Raw genomic sequence first — 18,746 nt, 5'->3', positions numbered from 1 at the left:
GGCCCTCATCGTTGCGGATAGCCCTGTCTACGAGGAAAGCCAGTCCGGTATGGACTCTAGGGCCGTCATGTCCTGAAAGCTTGGTCGCCGCCGGGTGATGGCAAAGCGATCTCCCTTGACCAGAACCTCCGGCACCAGGGGGCGGGTGTTGTACTGGCTTGCCATGACCGCGCCATAGGCCCCCGCAGACAGGAACGCAATCCTGTCGCCAGTCTGCAGGGGGGGGAGCATGACGTCGCGGGCAAAAATATCCGAGCTTTCACACACGGGACCAACCACATCACAGGTTTGTCCTGCTGATCCTGCTTCTGGTTCGGCAAGCGGTATGATGGCGTGCCTTGCATCGTACATGGCTGGCCGTATCAGGTCATTCATGCCAGCATCCAGGATGATAAATGTACGTGTCTGGCTGTCTTTGACATACACGACCCTAGATACTAGGATGCCCGCATTTCCGGCAATCAGCCGTCCGGGCTCCAGAAGAAGGGTGCACCCGGTTCCGGAGACAGTATCCCGCACCATGGAGGCATAGTCGGCTGGCAGCGGAGGTGCCGTGTCAGCATCCTTGTAGGGGATTCCAAGTCCTCCTCCAAGATCCAGGCGGCTGATGTCCAGCCCTTCTGCCCGCAATATCCGGGTTAGCGCAACAATCCGTGAGAATGCGGCCCGGAAGGGGGCAAGGTCTGTGATCTGGCTGCCGATATGGACCGCCAGCCCCTTGAAATCAATACCGGGCAGCGATGCGGCATGATGGCAGACCTGTGTTGCCATGTTCCATTCAATGCCGAATTTATTCTCCCGGTTTCCGGTTGTGATCTTCTCGTGACCGCCAGCCCCGATATCAGGATTGACCCGTACGGCGACAGGAGCCCGTACACCAAGGTGACGGGCGACAGTATCGAGAGCGCCAAGCTCTGGCAGGGATTCAACGTTGATCTGATAGACACCGGCCTTCAGCGCCAGCTCCAGCTCTTCTTCCGTTTTACCAACCCCGGAGAACACAATCCGTTCTGCCGGTATCCCGGCCTGCAGGGACAGCTGGAGTTCACCCCCGGACACAACATCAGCGCCGCAGCCCTGTTGTGCCAGTGTCCGCAGAACAGCCAAGCTCGCGTTGGCTTTGACCGCGAAGTGGATGCGGGCATCCAAGCCACGAAAGGCTTCCGCAAAGATCCTGTAGTGTCGGACCAGTGTTTCCGTCGCGTAGATGTAGCATGGGGTTCCGACTGCTTCGATAATTCGGCTGACGGGGACATCTTCAGCGTGCAGTGTGCCGTTACGGTAAAGGAAATGGTGCATGGTCCTGTGCCGGTTTCTGTGTTGTCAGGGAATTATTCGCGCGGATAGGTGTGCTTGTAGGTTGATCCATCCGGATCCAGAGGGGCACCCCGTTTGCCGCACGCTGAAAGACTGGCCCCGGCTATGCCAAGGACAGCAAGAATCCAGCACAGGCGCAGAAGAGTATCGTAACGGCGTATCATCGATCAGTCCTCCGGCGGTAACATACAGGCCCTGTTCGCGGGCTCTGTCGACACGTCTGGATACTATTGTTTCAATCGGTATGCCAGAGAGAGCGTTCGGACTGTTGCGTGTTTCTCTTCCGGGGCTGTACGGTATTCCGGCAATCGGAAGAAGCTGGCAGGGTGAGGACAGGCAGGATGAATGTATCGTGGCTTTGGCGAGCCCAACCTTATCGTAGCCTTGTGCATGGTGTTGTGTTCGTGTTGACCTTGCTTCCATTACAGGCCCTGGCCGAAGTGCAGGATATGGGTGCGGTTCCGGGCTGTTCACCTTTTCCATCACGCAAAGACGGCTTGGTGACCGGTACCTTGATGGAAATGGTGCCGTCCTGCCGCCCCCCGGACTTCACGTTTTATGGATCAGATGGTCGCGTGCATACGTTGGATGATTTCCGGGGACAGCCGGTTCTGCTGAACCTCTGGGCTACGTGGTGCACGCCCTGTGTGCGCGAAATGCCCTCTCTTTTGCAGTTGGAGCGGACCAGAAGCCAGGGTGGCATACGAGTTATTGCCCTGAATCAGGATATCAACGGTGAGCGTGCTGCCGCGCCATTCTTGGAGAAGAATGGATGGTCAGATCTTGGGTTATGGCTGGACCCAAAGAACTATGCTGCGAAAGCTTTGCAGGTACCTGGTCTTCCCGTCAGCTTCCTCTTCAACCATCAGGGGCTGATGGTGGCCCGGTTGGCGGGAGAGGCGGACTGGTCTTCCGCAGCTATGGCGGAAACGCTGCAGCGTTTGGTTGGAGTTTTTGCTGTCGGGGAGGATACGGCGGCTGCCGGGGATGACCTCCCTATGCCTTCTCCCGAAGGCGGTTGACGGTACGTGTCGTGGATTGTCCGGGTTCCAAGGTGGCTAGGAAAACCTCGCCGCCCGCACCCAGAACAACCTTTGACCCGACAACCGTTTCGATAGTGTAGTCCGCGCCCTTGACCAGAACATCGGGCAACAGGGTTTCAATGATTTTCAGCGGTGTGTCTTCGTCAAAAATGACGACGGCGTCAACCAGCTCCAGGGTAGCCAGAACGGCAGCGCGGGCAGACTCGGCCTGTATGGGCCTGTCGTCCCCCTTCAGGCGTTTGACAGAGTCATCGCTGTTCATTCCGACGACCAATCGGTCACAGCGGGTTCGGGCCTGACGCAGAAGGGACAGGTGCCCCGGATGCAGAAGGTCAAAGCAGCCATTGGTGAAGCCAACTCTCAACCCGGCCTGCTTCCAGCCCCGGACCAAGTCGGCAGTGCGGGGAAGGTCAAGAATACGGGCCTCGGCATGCCCAATATCACGGTGATGCAGGGCATCAACAAGCTCGGCCGCCGTTACTGCGGCTGTACCGGACTTCCCGACAACAATGCCGGCGGCAACATTGGCTAGGGCCGCAGCCTCAGGAAGTGACAAGCCGCAGGCCAAGGCTGCAGCAACTGTTGCGACCACCGTGTCCCCGGCCCCGGAGACATCATAGACTTCTCGCGTCTGCGCCGGCAGGTGCAGGACGGAGCCATTGGCATCAACCAAGGTCATGCCATCCTCGCTGCGGGTAGCAAGAATGTGGGGAATGGAACAGTGTCCGGCGAGGAAGCGGGCGGCCGCGACAATATCGTTGTCGGTCGTCGTCGGCATGCCGGTGGCATCGGCTAGTTCGCGACGATTCGGCGTTACCACCGCCGCCCCGTGATAGATCGTGTAATCGCGGCCTTTCGGGTCAACAACAACAGGAATGCCAAGGGCTGCGGCTTTTTCCAGAATGGGTCTGATGACAGCTTCGGTAAGAACGCCCTTGCCGTAATCAGACAGGACAACGGCCCCGCAGTTCGGCAAGGCCGCCAGGCATCTGTCAACAAGGGTGCGGGCGCAGGCCTCCCCGACGGGGTGAACGGTTTCCCTATCCACGCGCAGGAGCTGCTGCCCCACGGCGCTATAGCGAATCTTGACCCCGGTTGTGCGACCGTCTTCGACATGGAGGGATGAATCAACTCCGCGCAGGGCTGTAAGCTGAGAAGTGATGTCCCGTCCCGGCGCGTCATCGCCTAGGGCTGAAATAAAGCAGGTCTTGGCTCCTAGGCCAGACAGATTGCGAACTACATTGCCCGCCCCGCCTAGCATAACCGTTTCACCGGTCACGCGCAGAACAGGAATCGGTGCCTCGGGCGAGATGCGGTCAACGGCCCCGGCAATAAAGTGATCCAGCATGATGTCGCCGATGCACAGCACTGTTGCATTGGCCAAATCCGCCACCCGGGCGGCAAGACGGGCGTTTTGGGTACTCATGGTGCCGCACAGTATATCATGGTGCCGGTTTCGCCAAGTATCCCATGTGGTAACAGTACATGCGGAGGAAAAGATCATCCGTTGTACTGGAAACATGGTCGCCGGGCGGTTATGTATGGAACTGCCCGGATCACAGGAGATGCCGGGTTCTATGCGGGGTCACCATACTGGACAACCCCGGAAAATCTTGTGGGAGACCCGATGCATCGGTTTGCCAACCCCAGTCGTTTTCTGCGCCTTGCCGATCGCATTGTACCGTGGGCGGCGGCTGTCTGCATCCTGTCCTTTGCTGCCGGGCTTGCCGCAGCCTTGTTCCTGTCTCCGGCAGACTATCAGCAGGGGCAGAGTGTGCGTATTATGTACGTGCATGTGCCTGCGGCTTGGATGGGGCTGTTTGCCTATACTGTCATGGCTGTTTCCAGTGCTGTGGCGCTGATCTGGAAGCATCCGCTGGCCGACCTGACTGCACAGGCATCGGCACCGGTTGGGGCTTGCTTTACGTTCCTGTGTCTTGTAACCGGGGCCTTGTGGGGAAAGCCCATGTGGGGAACATGGTGGGTCTGGGATGCCCGCTTGACCAGCATGCTGGTGCTTTTGTTCCTGTATGCAGGCTATATGGCCTTGCAGGGGGCTTTTGACAACCCGGAGCGAGCTTCGCGGGCTGCGGCGGTCTTGGCCCTTGTGGGTTTTGTCAATGTGCCGGTTATCAAGTTCAGTGTTGACTGGTGGAATACCCTTCACCAGCCCGCCAGTGTGACCCGTTTTGGCATGCCGGCCATTGATCCTTCGATGCTGCTTCCGCTTTTGCTGATGGCGCTTGCGTTCAAGGCATATTATGTCACGGTGCTTCTGGTCCGGATCAAGTCTGCCTTTGTCGAGGCCAGAATAAGAACCCTGCGGCTGGGGATATATCGCGCATGACCGGAAGCTGAGATTATGGAGCATTTCATCGATATGGGAGGATACGGGGTTTATGTGTGGCCTGCGTATGCCCTGACGGCCCTTGTGCTGCTGTCCCTCCTAGCATCAAGCCTGTACGGGTTGCGTCGCCGCCGCCGGATGCTGGAGCATTTGCGGCAGGCGTACGCCGGTCCTGATGAAGGACAAGGCGGGAAGGATGTGGAAGCCGGGCTGACAGAGCCGGGGTCGGCATGACACGCAAGCAACAGCGTCTGTATATGGTTGTGGCCGGCATGATGATGCTGGGCCTTGCAACGGCGCTGGGCCTTGCAGCCCTGCGTGACAACTTGGTTTTCTTCTATAGCCCCATGGATCTGCAGACCCGCGATACATCTGCGATACCCCGTTTTCGTCTGGGTGGCCTGGTCAAAGAAGGCAGCTTGGTTCGTGATGGGCAGCAGGTTCGTTTTGTTGTGACTGACGGGGTTGCCGATGTTGCTGTTCACTACAGGGGCATTCTGCCCGATCTGTTCCGGGAAGGGCAGGGTGTTGTGACCGAGGGGCGGCTTGATTCCGGTGGAACCTTTGTTGCCAGTGAAGTTCTGGCCAAACACGACGAGACCTATATGCCAGCCGAGGTGGTGGAGTCCCTGAAGAAATCAGGTCACTGGACCGGTCAGCAGACGGGAGGTGACCCCGGACGTCCTTGATGGGCATGCCGGGGAGCGGAGGAAAAGCGGTGCCCGAAACATTCAGTTTTGCCGAAGTAGGTCACATGGCCTTGATCTTGGCTTTCTTTGTGGCCCTAGTTCAGTCGGTTGTGCCCTTGCTTGGGGCCAGTCGTCGGGATCCCGTCATGGCGTTGGCAGCCCGACCGGGGGCTATTCTTCTGTTTATTTTGGTCGTTACGGCCTTCGGCTGCTTGTTGCAGGCCTTTGTGGTGTCGGATTTCTCTGTGGCTCTGGTTGCCCGAAACAGTCACTCTGACAAGCCCTTGCTGTACCGCATATCCGGAACGTGGGGAAACCACGAGGGATCGCTGCTGCTGTGGATCCTGATCCTAGCGGTGTTCAGTTTTGCGGTTGCCGTGTCGGGGCGGGGATTACCACTGTTCTTCCGGGCCCGGGTTCTGGCCGTGCAGTCCATGATTTCATCGGGATTTCTGGCCTTTATCCTGTTTACGTCCAACCCGTTTGCTCGTCTTGATCCAGCTCCCCTGAACGGGCAGGGCTTGAATCCGCTGTTGCAGGATCCCGGACTGGCATTTCATCCGCCGATGCTTTACTTGGGCTATGTCGGTTTCTCGATGGCATTTTCCTTTGCGGTGGCCGCCTTGATTGAAGGTCGGGTGGATGCAGCGTGGGCACGCTGGGTGCGTCCGTGGACACTGGCGGCATGGGTTGCGCTGACGCTGGGTATTGGTCTGGGGTCGTGGTGGGCTTATTACGAACTGGGCTGGGGTGGCTGGTGGTTCTGGGATCCGGTGGAGAATGCCAGCCTTATGCCGTGGTTGCTTGGCACAGCCCTAGTTCACACTGCCCTAGTTGTGGAAAAGCGCGACACCCTGAAAAGTTGGACGATCCTGCTGTCCATTCTGACCTTCGGGTCCAGTCTGTTGGGGACTTTCCTGGTGCGTTCCGGTGTGCTGACCAGTGTGCACGCCTTTGCTTCCGACCCGCAGCGCGGACTTTTTGTCCTGCTGCTTCTGGGCGGAGCGGTTGGCGGTGCCTTGGTCCTCTACACCCTGCGTGCCCCGGCTCTGAAGGGAGGCAGCCTGTTTTCCCCCGTCTCGCGGGAGTCCGGGTTGCTGCTGAATAACCTGTTCATGAGCACGATTATGGGAACTGTGTTGGTCGGTACCCTTTATCCCCTGCTGGCGGATGCGCTGGATTTGGGAAAGGTATCGGTGGGGGCGCCGTTCTTCAATGCAACGGTCTTGCCCCTGATGGTTCCTGTCCTTCTGGCCATGGCGGTTGGCCCTCTGTTGTCATGGAAGCGGGCCGATCTGGTTGGGGTTCTGGCCCGTCTTCGTTTTGCTGCGGTGCTGGCTCTGGTCGCTGCCGGGTTGACCTGGTTGGTGGGAGGGGGAACAACGAATGATCTTCTGGCTGCCGTGGGGTTTGGACTGGCTCTATGGCTTGGGCTGGGCACGTTGACAGAGTGGGCCGAGCGTGTACGTCTGTTCCGTGTTGCTCCGGCTGAAACCCTCCGCAGAATAGCGGGGTTGCCCGGATCGGCCTGGGGGATGACGCTGGCCCATCTTGGCATGGCCGTGTTGACCGCCGGGGTTACGGCATCATCCGTTTACCGCAGCGAGGCCATACAGAACCAGGCAATCGGGGAGGCTGTCCACCTGAATGGCTGGTCATTTACCCTGAACGGGGTTGATGCCGTCACCGGACCCAATTACGAGTCCTTGGCCGGTTCCTTTGTCATTCGCAAGGGCGATGCCGAGATTGCGCAGACCAGGCCAGAGAAACGTCATTACCGGTCCCCCCCGATGCCGACGACCGAGGCCGGAATTCATACTACCGGCCTGACGGACCTCTATACCGTTCTGGGTGACCCCGTTCCCGGCAAATCCGGTGTTTTTGTCACCCGCATCTATGTCGAGCCTTTGGTGCCATGCCTGTGGTACGGTGCCTTGCTGATGGGGCTTGGTGGCCTGATTTCCCTGATGGATCGCCGTCTGCGGATCGGGGCCCCGGCACGCAGGGCCAAGGGTGTGGCCGATGCAGGCCGTGTGGTGCGGGTTTAGGGACAGGACAACACGGATGGTGCGCAAGGTTATTATTTTTGCTCCGACACTGCTTTTTGTCGCCTTGGTTGGTTTGTTTGCCAGCCGCCTGAATAAAGATCCGTCGGCCTTGCCCTCGGTGCTGCTTGATACACCAGTTGCATCATTTTCACTGGATGCCCTTCCCGGGCGTGACCGTCCCTTGTCCTCCGCCATGCTGCAGGGGCAGGTATCTCTGTTGAATGTTTTTGGTTCATGGTGTGTGGCCTGCCGTGAGGAACATAGTTTCCTGATGTCTCTTAAGGCACAGGGGGATGTTCCAGTTCATGGCATCAACTGGCGGGAGCGGAACCCGGCAGACGGCATGCGGTGGCTGGAGAAGCATGGTGATCCCTATGATCGTGTTGGACAGGATCCGGATAGCCGGGCTGCCATTGCGCTGGGCGTGACAGGGGCACCGGAAACATTTGTGATCGATGCCTCAGGCGTCATTCGTTACCGCTATGCCGGTGTTCTGACACCCGAGGTCTGGGCATCTACTCTGAAGCCGTTGATCGAGCATCTGCGCCATGTTGAAGGCCCGGTGTCATGATCGGTCGTGCTGGATACGGGATCGCTGTTTTTCTTGTGCTTCTGGCGGTGGGATTGCCGGGCTTTGCTCTGGCTGTTGAGCCGGATGAAATGCTTCCTGATCCGGTTCTGGAGCAAAGGGCGCGGGCGATCTCGCAAGGCTTGCGCTGTGTTGTCTGCCAGAATGAAAGCATTGATGAGTCCAACGCCGATATTGCCCGTGACCTGCGCATTCTGGTTCGTGACAGGCTGACCCGTGGAGATAGCGATGATGCGGTCGTGGAGTATGTTGTCAGCCGGTATGGTCGTTATGTCCTTCTGCGCCCGCCCCTTGATGTGACGACCTTGGTTTTGTGGGCAACGCCTTTTGCCCTTCTGATTCTGGCTTTTGTGGGGGGATGGTGGTTTCTGCGTCGGCAGGTTCGACCGGATGTCGCAGCGTCTTTGCCCTTGACGCCACAGGAGAAGAAAATCCTTGCGCGTCTGGTGGCTGAACAGGACAGCCGGGAATGATGAACGTGCTGATCGTATCCATGATCTTGGCAACGGCAATCGCTGTGGCCCTTCCGCTCTTGCGCCGCGTGCAGGGTGGCAGTGCGGGTTCTGCCCGTCCTGATCTTGCGATTTATCGGGATCAGCTGGCAGAGGTTGAGCGGGATCAGGAGCGGGGTCTTCTGGATCCCGGGCAGGCTGAAGCTGTTCGGTTGGAGGTGCAGCGCCGTATGCTGGCAGCTGTCAGTTATGCAGAGGCAATCGATCCGGTCATACCCGACGGTGCAGGGTTGCGACGCGTTCTGGCTGTTCTTCTGGTTGCCATGGTTTCTGTCGGTAGTCTGGTGGTTTATAGCCAGATCGGGTCACCGGGGTTGCCTGATCGGCCCCATGATGCCCGCTTGGCAGAGCGGCTTGGACTGGGCACCGCAGATATCGAGCGCCTGAACAGACGGGCGGATCAGTTGCAGACCCTGCTTTCATCCAGCCCGGATGATCCGGCCCTCTGGCGGGAGATGGCCCAGGTCCGGCAGGATCTTGGGGCTTATGGCCAGGCGGTCTCTGCATGGAGCCGCAGGTCACAGTTGGCCCCGATGGCCCCGGATGACTGGGCATCATTTGGCGAGAGTCTGGTACAGGCAGAGGCGGGTCTTGTGGGGGAGCGGGCGCAGGCTGTTTTCACGCATGTTCTGGCTCTGGACAGGAAGAACCCACGGGCCCGCTGGTTTCTGGGGTTGTCTGCTGTGCAATCCGGCGAGCCAGAGCGTGGGCTTGCCATCTGGCTGGATCTGGCACGGGAATCCAAGCCTGGTGCCCCGTGGATGAAGATGCTGAACGAGCGTGTTAAGACTGTTGCCATGAAAGCTGGTCTTGATCCGGACTCTGTTGCGCCCCGCCATCCGGCAGATCTTCATGATGCTTCGGCTATGCCATCCTTTACCGAGGAAGAAAGGACGATGGTGACCGGTATGGTTGACCGGTTGAGGCAGAGGCTGGCTGATGCTCCCGATGATGCACAGGGGTGGCAGAAACTGGGGCGATCGCTGACAGTTATGGGGGATGCATCGGGTGCGGCCGAGGCCTATGGGAAGGCGGCAGATCTCCTTCCCGGTGATCCGGTGGCCCAGCTTGATTATGCCACGGCACTGGTAACGCTTCGTGAGCATACAAACAACCAGGACCTGTCACCGCGATTCCATGCCATTGCAGCATGGTTTGCCCGGCATGATCCGGACAGTCCGGGGGGGCTGTTTGTGCAAGGTATTTCTGCAGAGGCACAGGGGAAACCGGCGGAAGCCCGCTCTTTTCTGGAACGGCTTCTGGCCTTGACCCCGCCCGGATCGGCGGCAGAGTCGACCTTGCGTGTCTGGATTGACCGTTTGGCCCAACCGCCCGGCTAACAGCGTCGGGCTTTGTCTGTTCTGTCGCGCGGCGTTTGATGGCACTGTTCTTCAGGGTCAGGTAGAATGCTCTCTCCGGAGGGGTTTGGCGTCGGATTTATCAGACAATGGTTCAGCTGCGCGATCCAACACATTCCGAGCGGGAACTGCTGGATACAGTAGAACGTGGTGGTCGTACTCCGGCCGGGCGTACGGCCGTGCACTTGCATCTGTCGCAGCTGCTGCCCTCAAACCGTACACCTTCGCACTTGCGGATGGCGGCCAGTCTGTTCATGCCCCTGCAATCCCTGAATGCGGTGCGGGTCTTTTCCCTGTCCTGCGGTGATATCATGGTCGTCGGCAAGGATATGCCGGAGGACGAGGTTGAAAGGGTTATCAATCGGATCCGTTCGCTTTTCCACGATGACCCCTTGTCTTGGTATGACGAGGATGAAGGTATCCCCGATCCCTTTGTGACTTGGTATGCCTTTGAGGTTGATCTTCAGGTTCTTCTGCCGGTGGTGCGTAGCATCCTTGCCGAGGCCGAAAAGCGCCGTCAAGCCATGGGGATGCTGCCACCGGAACCGGAACCCATTGGTCCCGGTGATCTGGGCGGTATGATCAGTGGTCTGGACAGCCTGAATATCCGCCGCAACATTCATCGCCAACCCTGCATCCATATTACGGAGAAACAGGCCGAGATTCTCTTTGAGGAGTTCTATGTTTCTGTTTCATCCATCGGTCGTGTGATTGCCCCGCACCGGGATATTCTTTCCGAACGTTGGCTGTTCCAGGAATTTTCCCGGACGCTGGATACCCGGATGATTGCTGCTCTTGTCCGCAGCGAGGTTGCCGCCCTGCCGCGGACAATCAGCCTGAACCTGAATCTGGAAAGTCTCGACAGCAAGGAATACGACGTGCTGCGCCGTTCCATGGATCCCGACCGCCATATTGTGGTCGAGGTTCAGGTTATTGATGTGTTTACGAACCTTGATCGATGGCTCAGTGCCAAGCCTATGTTGAGAGAGACAGGAGACTTTCTGGCTCTGGATGGTCTGACGCCATCGATGGGAGGCGTGATGGATCTGGAGCGTCTGGACCCTGATTTTGTGAAAGTCATCTGGAGTCCGGAAATGGCCGCGCCGGAGCATCCGACAGCGGTCAGTGATATCCGCTCCATTGTTAACGCTCTTGGTGGTGACCGTGTGATTCTGTCCCGTTGTGACAGCCAAGTTGCTGTAACGTGGGGTATCGAGCACGGTATCAGAAGCTTCCAGGGTCGTTTTATCGATGCGGTGCATGGTGCAATGACCATGCGGTCATGTCCGGCTGCTGCGCAGTGTACGTTGAAGGAGTGCGCAACGCGGCGATCCGCTGTTGATATGAAGATGCGGACGACATGTCCGAATATTCCTGGTCTGGATGCGATCCAGTTCTTTTCCGCCCCTTCAATTCGGTTGCGGCGGGCAAGTCCGCCATCACCAACGGATGGTGGAGAGCCGTCCTCATGAGTGAAGTGCCAAAAACGCCCCAGTACCTGCCCGGATTTGCAGATGAGAGGCGCCTTTTGTCTGATCTGAAGCGGTCGGCAAGCCATACAAAGGGCCGGCATGCCATGCAGGTGCATCTCGGTCGTCTGATGCCTGCAAATCGCCCTGATCATACGCTGGATGGCGCGGAAACAACGTTTACACCTCTGGTAACACGGGAAGGCGCCAAGTTTTACTGGTTGTCGGACTTTGATTTCATTGTGCTGTTCAATACCAGTAGCCTGGATACAGTGCGGGCAGCCTTGATCAAGATTCGCTTTCTGTTTGCGGCCGACCCTCTTCTGAAGGAGCCTGTTCAGCCAGGAGAGCATGACCCGTTTGTCACCTGGTATGATCTGGACAAGAGCTTTGACGCCCTGCTTGATATGATCCGTCGACGGGTTGCATCGCATCCGGCAACAGATCCTGTCCCAAAGCGTCATCATCGGCATGGGGCGACAGGACAGGCTCCTGCAAGGGCGGGGGCGCCACTGACTCCTGAAACCTTGGAACGGGTCGAGAAGGCATTGACCGGGGCTGACCTGTCCAGCCATATCCGGCGTCAGGCAGTTTGTGCCGTGGTTGGAAAGGGTGCGCCGGATCCGGTCTTTACCGAAGTGTACGTGTCCATTGGTGACCTGCGCGAGGCCTTGCTTCCCCATGTGGCCCTGTCATCCAATCCTTGGTTGTTCCAGCGTTTGACGCAGACCCTTGACCGGCGGGTTCTGGCAATGCTCAGCCGTCGTGATGACCGCACGCTGTCCCAAGGGTTTTCGATCAACCTGAATGTTGGAACCATTCTGTCAGAAGACTTCCTGCGTTTTGATGAGAGCCTGTCGCCCGGTAATCACGGAACAGTGATTCTGGAGCTTCGTACCGAAGACATTTTCTCCAACCTGACGGGTTATTTCTTCGCGCGTGATTATGTCCGGCAGCGGGGCTATCGTATTTGTATCGATGGTTTGACCTGGAAGGTTTTGCCTTATATCGATATTGTTGGTTTGGGGGCCGATATGGTCAAGATGAGCTGGCAGAGCGACCTGCCAAAGATTCTGGAGAGTCCTGAGGGAAAGATCGCGCGTGATCTCGTTCTTCATAATCTTGCCGGAAGGGCGATCTTGAACCGCTGTGATGATGAAGCCGCCATAACGGCCGGTCAAAAGATGGGGTTTACCCTGTTCCAGGGCCGTGTTCTGGATCGAACCATGAAGCCATACCTGTATTGAGGCGAGACAGCCGGATGCCCGACGCAGGATACACGGCGGCAATCGATGTTGTCGGTCTGTCAAAATCGTACCCTGTTCATGGGAAGGTTGTGCACGCTGTCGACGGTGTTTCCTTTTGTGTCAGCCCGGGGAGTACAACCGGTCTGTTGGGAGGAAATGGAGCCGGGAAGACAACAACGATCGCCATGCTGCTTGGTATTCTCCTTCCGACCTCGGGTACCATACGGCTTCTGGGCTGCGACATGATTGCAGACCGCTATGCTGTTCTGCCCCGGGTTAATTTCTCAAGCCCGTACGTTGATCTGCCGGGGCGATTGAGTGCCTACGAGAACCTTGTCGTGTATGGGAAGTTGTACGGGGTCAGGGATATTCCGGATCGTATTGATACCTTGGCCCGTCAACTGGATCTTCTGCCTTTCTTGCGGCGCCCGGTCGGCCGCCTTTCGGCAGGTCAGAAAACACGTGTGGCCTTGGCAAAGGCCCTGCTCAATACGCCGGACGTTCTTCTTCTGGATGAGCCAACAGCCAGTCTGGATCCGGATACGGGGGATCGTATCCGCAGTGTTCTGGAAGATTACCGCAGGCAGACCGGGGCAACGTTGTTTCTGGCATCCCATAATATGGCCGAGGTTGAACGCTTGTGTGACAGTGTGTTGATGATGCGCGACGGTCGCATTCAGGATCAAGGTCGTCTGGAAGAGCTTCTGTCCCGTTATGGCCGTAGCACGCTGGAGGATGTTTTTCTGGATATTGCCCGCAGCCGGGTGGGTGAGGGGGGGCGGGTGTCATGATGAGGTTGCGTGCATCGGCCGTGCGGGTCAGGGCTGTATGCCTGCGTCATCTCTATGTGATGCGCTCCAGTCCGGTGCGTGTTCTGGAGATGATCTACTGGCCAACCATGCAGATGGTTTTGTGGGGATTCTTCTCGAACTTCTTTCGCACCCAGTCTTCCCTGTTGGCGCAGGCTGCCAGCATCTTTATCGGTGCCATGCTGTTATGGGATTCCTTGTTTCGCAGTAATCTGGGGGTATCGGTTTCCTTCCTAGAGGAGATGTGGTCCCGTAACTTGGGGCATCTGTTTGTCAGCCCCCTGCGTCCTGCCGAATATTTGATGGCATTGGTCCTGATGAGTCTGTTGCGTACCCTGACCGGCATTCTTCCGGCATGCCTGTTGGCTATTCCATTTTATGAGTACAATATTTTCCAGATGGGCTTTCCTCTGATTGCCTTTTTCGTCAATGTCCTTGTAACCGGCTGGGCCTTGGGGTTTGTCATTTCTGCCCTGATCCTGAGGTTTGGGATGGGGGCCGAAAGTCTGGCCTGGGTGGTCGTGTTTGCTTTTGCCCCCTTTTCTGCCATTTACTACCCTGTCAGCTCTCTTCCTGAGTGGTTGCAGGTCTTCGCACTGTGTTTGCCACAGACCCATGTCTTCGAGGGCATGCGATCTGTTTTGTTCGATGGTATTTTTGACTATGGACATTTTCAGGCTGCCTGTGCACTGAATCTCGTCTTTCTTCTGGTCGCGGGCGCCGGATTCCTCTACAGCTTCAGGGTTGCGCGACAGAAAGGGCTTTTGCTGGGAACCGGTGAATAGGCCTTGCCCTGTTGTGAGGCGCACCGTGTGGAGGATCAGGATGCAGACAATCGGGGTTGTTGGCGCGGGGGCATGGGGAACAGCGCTGGCGCAGGCTCTATGCCGTGCCGGGCGGCATGTCCGGCTGTGGATGCGTGACCCCGGGCTGGCTGCGACTATCACAAAAACAGGCTTTAACCCGGTTTATCTGCCCGACCTGCGTCTGGATCCAGAGATCGCGGTGACAACGGATCTGGCGGAGGCCATGGATACGGACGCCGTACTTCTGGTGGTTCCTACTCAGCACTTGCGGTCTATTTGTCGTGCTGCGGCCCCGTTGTGGAAAAGCGGTGTTCCGGCTGTCCTGTGCTCAAAGGGTATTGAGACAGGAACCGGGGCGTTGACAAGCGATGTCGCCCGCGCAGAGCTTCCGGTGCATACGCCTCTTGCCGTGCTGTCCGGTCCAGGTTTTGCCGATGGTGTTGCGCGTGGCTTGCCCAGTGCGGTTACGTTGGCCTGTTCTGATCCTGCCCTTGGCATGACATTGGTGTCTGCTATCGGGAGCCGGACATTCCGCCCGTATTATTCTCCTGATTTGGTAGGGGTGGAAGTTGGGGGGGCAACCAAGAATGTCTTGGCCATTGCCTGTGGCATTCTGGAAGGCCAGGAACTGGGTGAAAACGCACGGGCCGCCCTGTTGACCCGGGGACTGGCGGAAATGAAGCGTCTTGGGATTGCCTTGGGTGGGCGCCCTGAAACCTTCATGGGTCTGTCGGGGATGGGAGATCTTATTCTGACCGCGACATCGATGCGTTCGCGTAATTTCTCGCTGGGGGTTGCCATGGGGCAAGGACAGTCGCTGTCTTCTATTCTGGCAGCGCGACGTGCTGTCACGGAAGGCGTTGCGACAGCAGGTGCCATTACAGCACTGGCGCGCAAGTTGAGGGTGGAAATGCCCATCTGCGAGGCCGTTGATACTCTTCTGAACCATGGTGGGAGTCCTGCGGATCTTGTGGATGGGCTGTTGGCTCGTCCTTTCCGGAGCGAGCTTGACTCCCGTCCACGGGCCGGGCAGGTTATTCCATCAGAACAGGAACATTAAAGAGACTGATTAGTATGCCGCTTTTTGCTGTTCATTGCCTCGACAAGCCTAGTCATGGTGCGGTCCGTCTTGATAACCGTAGCCGGCATCTTGCGTGGCTTGAGTCGCACCGTGACCGTATCGTGCTGGCTGGCCCGATGCTGGCTGGCGATGGAGAGGGGTTGGTTGGTTCTCTTCTTGTCGTTGACCACCCGGATCTGGATGCAGTCTATGCTTGGTGTGCAGAAGATCCTTATGCCCGGGCTGGTCTGTTTGAAAGTGTTGTCATTCGCCCGTACCGGATTGTCTTCGGCGCGGCTGCACCTTCGAATGGTTCTTGAAGTTAATGGGGTTCTGGCTTCTTAAATCAGAACCAGACTCATGGTCCTGGGATGATCAGGTGCGTGTCGGGACGGAATCTTGGACCGGTGTGCGTAATCATCAGGCAGCGGGTTTTCTACGTGCCATGCGGGTTGGTGACATGGCCTTTTTCTATCACTCCCGTTCCCAACGCATGATTATGGGATTGGTTGAGGTTGTCCGCACAGCCTATCCCGATCCTACAGACCCGACGGGTCGCTTTGTCAGCGTCGACGTTGCAGCCCATTGTGCATTGCCTGTGCCGGTCATGTTGTCGGGATTGCGGGACGCTCCCTTCTTTGCCGGCATGTTGCTTCTGAGGCAGCCGCGCCTGTCTGTCATGCCAGTTGATCCGGATCACTGGGAAGCAATATGCAAAATGGGGAATGCAGATCTACAGTCCTAGCGATAATCCTGTACAGTCAAACCTGTTACCCTGATCTTGCCGTATTCCTCTTTTTTCCTGTAGACCAGTATTGTGACACATGATCGATTAACCGTTTCCAGCCATTGATCCCGGGGATTGTCGTGCCAACATTTCTGTCCTGTTGCCGCATTTCTTTCTTAATTCTTGTTTTTGCCTGCACTCTGACGGGTTTTGTCCTTCCGGTGGGCCTTACGCAATCCGGTGCAGCGACCCTGATTCCTGCGGTCTCAGACAAGCGACCGGGACAAGACAGGCTCAAGCAGTTTTCGGCTTTGCTCGATTCTGCTGAGGCAAAGTTGGCGTTGACAGAGTCTCGTGCCAAAGGAAGCCTTGATAACGATCGGCTCCGCGAGTTGAGACAGGAAATTCTGCGGGAGGTACAGGGCCTTGCCCCGATAGCAGAGGCTCTTCAGGTTGAAAAGAGCCGCATCACGGCTGAGCAAAATACGCTTGGCCCCGCCCCGGAAGACAAAAGTACGGAAACAGCTCCCGTGGGAAAGTTGCGGGAAGCTCTTGGTAAACAGATGGTTCTGGCCGAGGCTGATATCAAGACGGTTCAATTCCTGAAGGTACGGGCGCAGGTTCTGACCCAGAGAATTATTGCAATCCAGCGCGATCGCCTTGCCGACCAGCTATTCAGCCGCAATGCGGATCCCTTCGCGCCCGAAACGTGGGGTGTTGCGCTGAGAGACCTGACCAGCCAAGGGTCAAGAACGGCAGAAGTTATTGATTTTGTACGGAATGTTGATTGGTCTTCCGAGGCCACGCAGCTGGTTGTGAAGAAGTTGATCGGCACTGTCCTGTTGGGCTTTGTTCTGGTTTGGCCTTTCCGGATCTGGTTGAACCGTCGCCTTCTTCCTGTCTGGGATCCGTCTGTTCGGCTTGGTTTTTCAGAGCGACTGTGGATCTCGGTCAAGCGCGGCCTGATACGCATGGTGCCCTTGGCCGTTCTTGTCGGCATTGCCAACGCTGTTATTCAGGGGGCGGGCATTCTGGGCGATGTTGGTGCCAATGCTCTGGCGTTGATATCCACAATACTGGTGTCATTGGTTGCTGTTATCAGCCTTGTACGTGCTGTTCTGTCACCGGGAAAGCCAAACTGGCGTGCTGTGCCGATCAATGATGCTGCTGCAGCCCGCAGCTGTCAGATTGCAACCGTTCTGCTGGTTATTTCTTCCTTTGATCACTTTCTTGCGTTTGGGGAGCAAGTCTGGAACCTGACGGTTGAAGTCGTCAGCTTGCGCATGTTTGTTACGACGTTGGCAACCATGTTGCCCATTTTTGCTCTGACAGGCGCTAGGTTGTGGCATCAGGCCCCTGACGGGCAACTAGACTACGGGAAAGCTGCAAAAACACGCTGGGTGCGTTGGCCTGTTGCGGCTGTTGCTGCCGGGGCTTCCATTGCAGCCGTAGCCGGGTATACAGAGCTTGGTCATTCATTGGCGACGTCCCTATTGCGGTCTTCTGTGGTTGTTTTGGTCTCGGTTGCCGGATTTGCCGTTCTACGCGAGCTTCTGACCTTGGTCTTGTCCCGTGTGGGGGGACCCGTCCGGGAAGACAGAAAACAGGCTGACAACAGTGACAGTGGCGCCATGATGCGTTTCTGGCTCAGTGTTGTGGCTGCTCTTGTGGTTGGAGTGCCGGCTTTTCTGGCTTTCCTTCTGTTATGGGGCGTCAGCCGTGACACCATAGACAGTGGGCTCAGCCTGCTGGTTGATGGCTTCGCTATCGGTTCTGTGCACATCTCGTTGATCAACGTTGTGACAGCTATTCTGATCTTCACGGGTCTTTTGTTTGTGACCAAGGTCATCAAGGCCATTCTGGAGAAGCGCGTTTTGCCGATGACTCGGCTGGACACAGGCCTGCAGAATTCCTTTGCGACCTCTGTTGGCTATATTGGCTTTGTGACGGCACTTCTGGCTGCGGCGTCGACTCTTGGTATTGGTCTCTCAAATCTTGCCATTGTTGCCGGTGCCTTGTCGGTTGGTATCGGTTTTGGCTTGCAAACGATTGTGAACAATTTTGTCTCGGGTCTTATTCTGCTGTTTGAACGGCCGATCAAGGTCGGAGATTGGATTGTAACCGGAGATACAGAGGGTTATGTCCGTCGGATCCGTGTCCGCGCAACGGAAATAGAAACATTCAACCGTTCAACGGTTATTATCCCGAATTCAGCCCTGATTACGGCACCGGTTACCAACTGGTTTCTGAATGACAGGGTTGGGCGGTGCATTGTTGAAATTGGGGTTGGGTATGACTCCGATCCCGAGAAAGTACGCTCCATTCTTCTTGATTGCGCCCGATCCCACCCCCGCGTTTCGCGTTGGCCTGAGCCATCTGCCCTTTTGGTTGCTTTTGGAGATAGCGCCCTGAATTTCTCCTTGCGGTTCTATCTTCAGGATATAGAGCTTATCAACCCGGTCGGGAGCGAAGTTCGTGTGGCCATACTCAAGCGTTTCAGGAAAGAGGGTATTTCCATTCCATTCCCGCAGCGCGATGTGCATGTTATTCACAAACAAAGTGGTATGCAGGCAGCGGAATGGTGAAATTTTTACAAATATATGACGCTGCACAAGCGAGATGAATGACAATAAAGAGACCTTTGCTTAGACTATACCCTACAACAGTCCAAGCTATGGATATTAGCCCGATTCGGATGTGCACAGTCCGGGTTGCGTGTATCCTC

At 57.0% G+C, this 18,746-nt stretch carries 19 protein-coding genes; 16 read left to right on the top strand and 3 right to left on the bottom strand.

The window, feature by feature from the left end:
- Positions 1–27: 27 nt before the first annotated feature.
- Together lysA and AY555_RS11745 are read right to left on the bottom strand one after the other, a co-directional pair.
- Positions 28–1,299, bottom strand: coding sequence for a diaminopimelate decarboxylase (lysA, locus tag AY555_RS03295; protein WP_066133413.1), 1,272 nt, complete (start codon positions 1,297–1,299; stop codon positions 28–30).
- A gap of 32 nt (positions 1,300–1,331) precedes the next feature.
- Complete coding sequence (locus tag AY555_RS11745; protein WP_156483282.1) at positions 1,332–1,481, bottom strand: hypothetical protein; 150 nt, start codon at positions 1,479–1,481, stop codon at positions 1,332–1,334.
- 177 nt (positions 1,482–1,658) lie between these two features.
- On the opposite strand from AY555_RS11745, the gene AY555_RS03290 reads away from it, so the two are divergent.
- Positions 1,659–2,339 (top strand): TlpA family protein disulfide reductase, encoded by a 681-nt coding sequence (locus tag AY555_RS03290; protein ID WP_066133410.1) that lies wholly within the window; start codon positions 1,659–1,661, stop codon positions 2,337–2,339.
- Here the strand turns inward: AY555_RS03290 and rfaE1 are convergent.
- Positions 2,314–3,786, bottom strand: coding sequence for a D-glycero-beta-D-manno-heptose-7-phosphate kinase (gene rfaE1 / locus AY555_RS03285; RefSeq protein ID WP_066133407.1), 1,473 nt, complete (start codon positions 3,784–3,786; stop codon positions 2,314–2,316). The genes AY555_RS03290 and rfaE1 overlap by 26 nt on opposite strands.
- A 201-nt stretch (positions 3,787–3,987) precedes the next feature.
- Between rfaE1 and AY555_RS03280 the strand changes: the two genes are divergently transcribed.
- From AY555_RS03280 to AY555_RS03210, 15 genes are all read left to right on the top strand, one after another.
- Positions 3,988–4,707, top strand: coding sequence for a heme ABC transporter permease (locus AY555_RS03280; RefSeq protein WP_066136447.1), 720 nt, complete (start codon positions 3,988–3,990; stop codon positions 4,705–4,707).
- 15 nt (positions 4,708–4,722) lie between these two features.
- Positions 4,723–4,941: a heme exporter protein CcmD gene (gene ccmD, locus AY555_RS11515; protein WP_209315817.1), complete on the top strand. Its 219-nt coding sequence runs from the start codon at positions 4,723–4,725 to the stop codon at positions 4,939–4,941.
- The gene (gene ccmE, locus AY555_RS03270) at positions 4,938–5,396 is read left to right on the top strand and encodes a cytochrome c maturation protein CcmE (protein ID WP_066133404.1); all 459 of its coding nucleotides are present in this window, start codon (positions 4,938–4,940) and stop codon (positions 5,394–5,396) included. The genes ccmD and ccmE overlap by 4 nt, the downstream gene beginning before the upstream one ends.
- Before the next feature lie 5 nt (positions 5,397–5,401).
- Positions 5,402–7,444: a heme lyase CcmF/NrfE family subunit gene (locus AY555_RS03265; protein ID WP_066136444.1), complete on the top strand. Its 2,043-nt coding sequence runs from the start codon at positions 5,402–5,404 to the stop codon at positions 7,442–7,444.
- 16 nt (positions 7,445–7,460) lie between these two features.
- On the top strand, positions 7,461–8,015 hold the full coding sequence (locus AY555_RS03260; RefSeq protein ID WP_156483281.1) for a DsbE family thiol:disulfide interchange protein: 555 nt from the start codon (positions 7,461–7,463) through the stop codon (positions 8,013–8,015).
- On the top strand, positions 8,012–8,506 hold the full coding sequence (locus AY555_RS03255) for a cytochrome c-type biogenesis protein (protein WP_066133400.1): 495 nt from the start codon (positions 8,012–8,014) through the stop codon (positions 8,504–8,506). The genes AY555_RS03260 and AY555_RS03255 overlap by 4 nt, the downstream gene beginning before the upstream one ends.
- Complete coding sequence (ccmI, locus tag AY555_RS03250; RefSeq protein WP_066133397.1) at positions 8,503–9,885, top strand: c-type cytochrome biogenesis protein CcmI; 1,383 nt, start codon at positions 8,503–8,505, stop codon at positions 9,883–9,885. Before AY555_RS03255 ends, ccmI begins: the two co-directional genes overlap by 4 nt.
- Positions 9,886–9,992: 107 nt before the next feature.
- On the top strand, positions 9,993–11,375 hold the full coding sequence (locus AY555_RS03245) for an EAL domain-containing protein (RefSeq protein ID WP_066133393.1): 1,383 nt from the start codon (positions 9,993–9,995) through the stop codon (positions 11,373–11,375).
- Positions 11,372–12,619, top strand: a complete 1,248-nt coding sequence (locus tag AY555_RS03240) for an EAL domain-containing protein (RefSeq protein WP_066133390.1) — start codon at positions 11,372–11,374, stop codon at positions 12,617–12,619. Before AY555_RS03245 ends, AY555_RS03240 begins: the two co-directional genes overlap by 4 nt.
- A gap of 14 nt (positions 12,620–12,633) precedes the next feature.
- Positions 12,634–13,410: an ABC transporter ATP-binding protein gene (locus AY555_RS03235; protein ID WP_066133387.1), complete on the top strand. Its 777-nt coding sequence runs from the start codon at positions 12,634–12,636 to the stop codon at positions 13,408–13,410.
- Positions 13,407–14,213 (top strand): ABC transporter permease, encoded by an 807-nt coding sequence (locus AY555_RS03230; RefSeq protein ID WP_066133384.1) that lies wholly within the window; start codon positions 13,407–13,409, stop codon positions 14,211–14,213. Before AY555_RS03235 ends, AY555_RS03230 begins: the two co-directional genes overlap by 4 nt.
- Before the next feature lie 40 nt (positions 14,214–14,253).
- A complete protein-coding gene (locus tag AY555_RS03225) occupies positions 14,254–15,294 on the top strand; it encodes an NAD(P)H-dependent glycerol-3-phosphate dehydrogenase (protein WP_066133383.1) in 1,041 nt (346 codons plus the stop codon).
- Between the two features lie 14 nt (positions 15,295–15,308).
- Positions 15,309–15,614 carry a YciI family protein gene (locus AY555_RS03220; RefSeq protein WP_066133381.1) on the top strand — a complete coding sequence of 102 codons (306 nt, stop codon included), beginning with the start codon at positions 15,309–15,311 and terminating at the stop codon, positions 15,612–15,614.
- Positions 15,615–15,619: 5 nt separating this feature from the next.
- Positions 15,620–16,039: an EVE domain-containing protein gene (locus tag AY555_RS03215; protein WP_066133378.1), complete on the top strand. Its 420-nt coding sequence runs from the start codon at positions 15,620–15,622 to the stop codon at positions 16,037–16,039.
- 122 nt (positions 16,040–16,161) lie between these two features.
- The gene (locus tag AY555_RS03210) at positions 16,162–18,606 is read left to right on the top strand and encodes a DUF3772 domain-containing protein (protein WP_066133376.1); all 2,445 of its coding nucleotides are present in this window, start codon (positions 16,162–16,164) and stop codon (positions 18,604–18,606) included.
- Positions 18,607–18,746: the final 140 nt, after the last annotated feature.

This window comes from Haematospirillum jordaniae (assembly GCF_001611975.1).
In the GTDB taxonomy this organism is placed as follows: domain Bacteria; phylum Pseudomonadota; class Alphaproteobacteria; order Rhodospirillales; family Rhodospirillaceae; genus Haematospirillum; species Haematospirillum jordaniae.
Note: the sequence above shows the minus strand (reverse complement) of the source record. Positions and strands in the feature narration are given on the sequence as shown.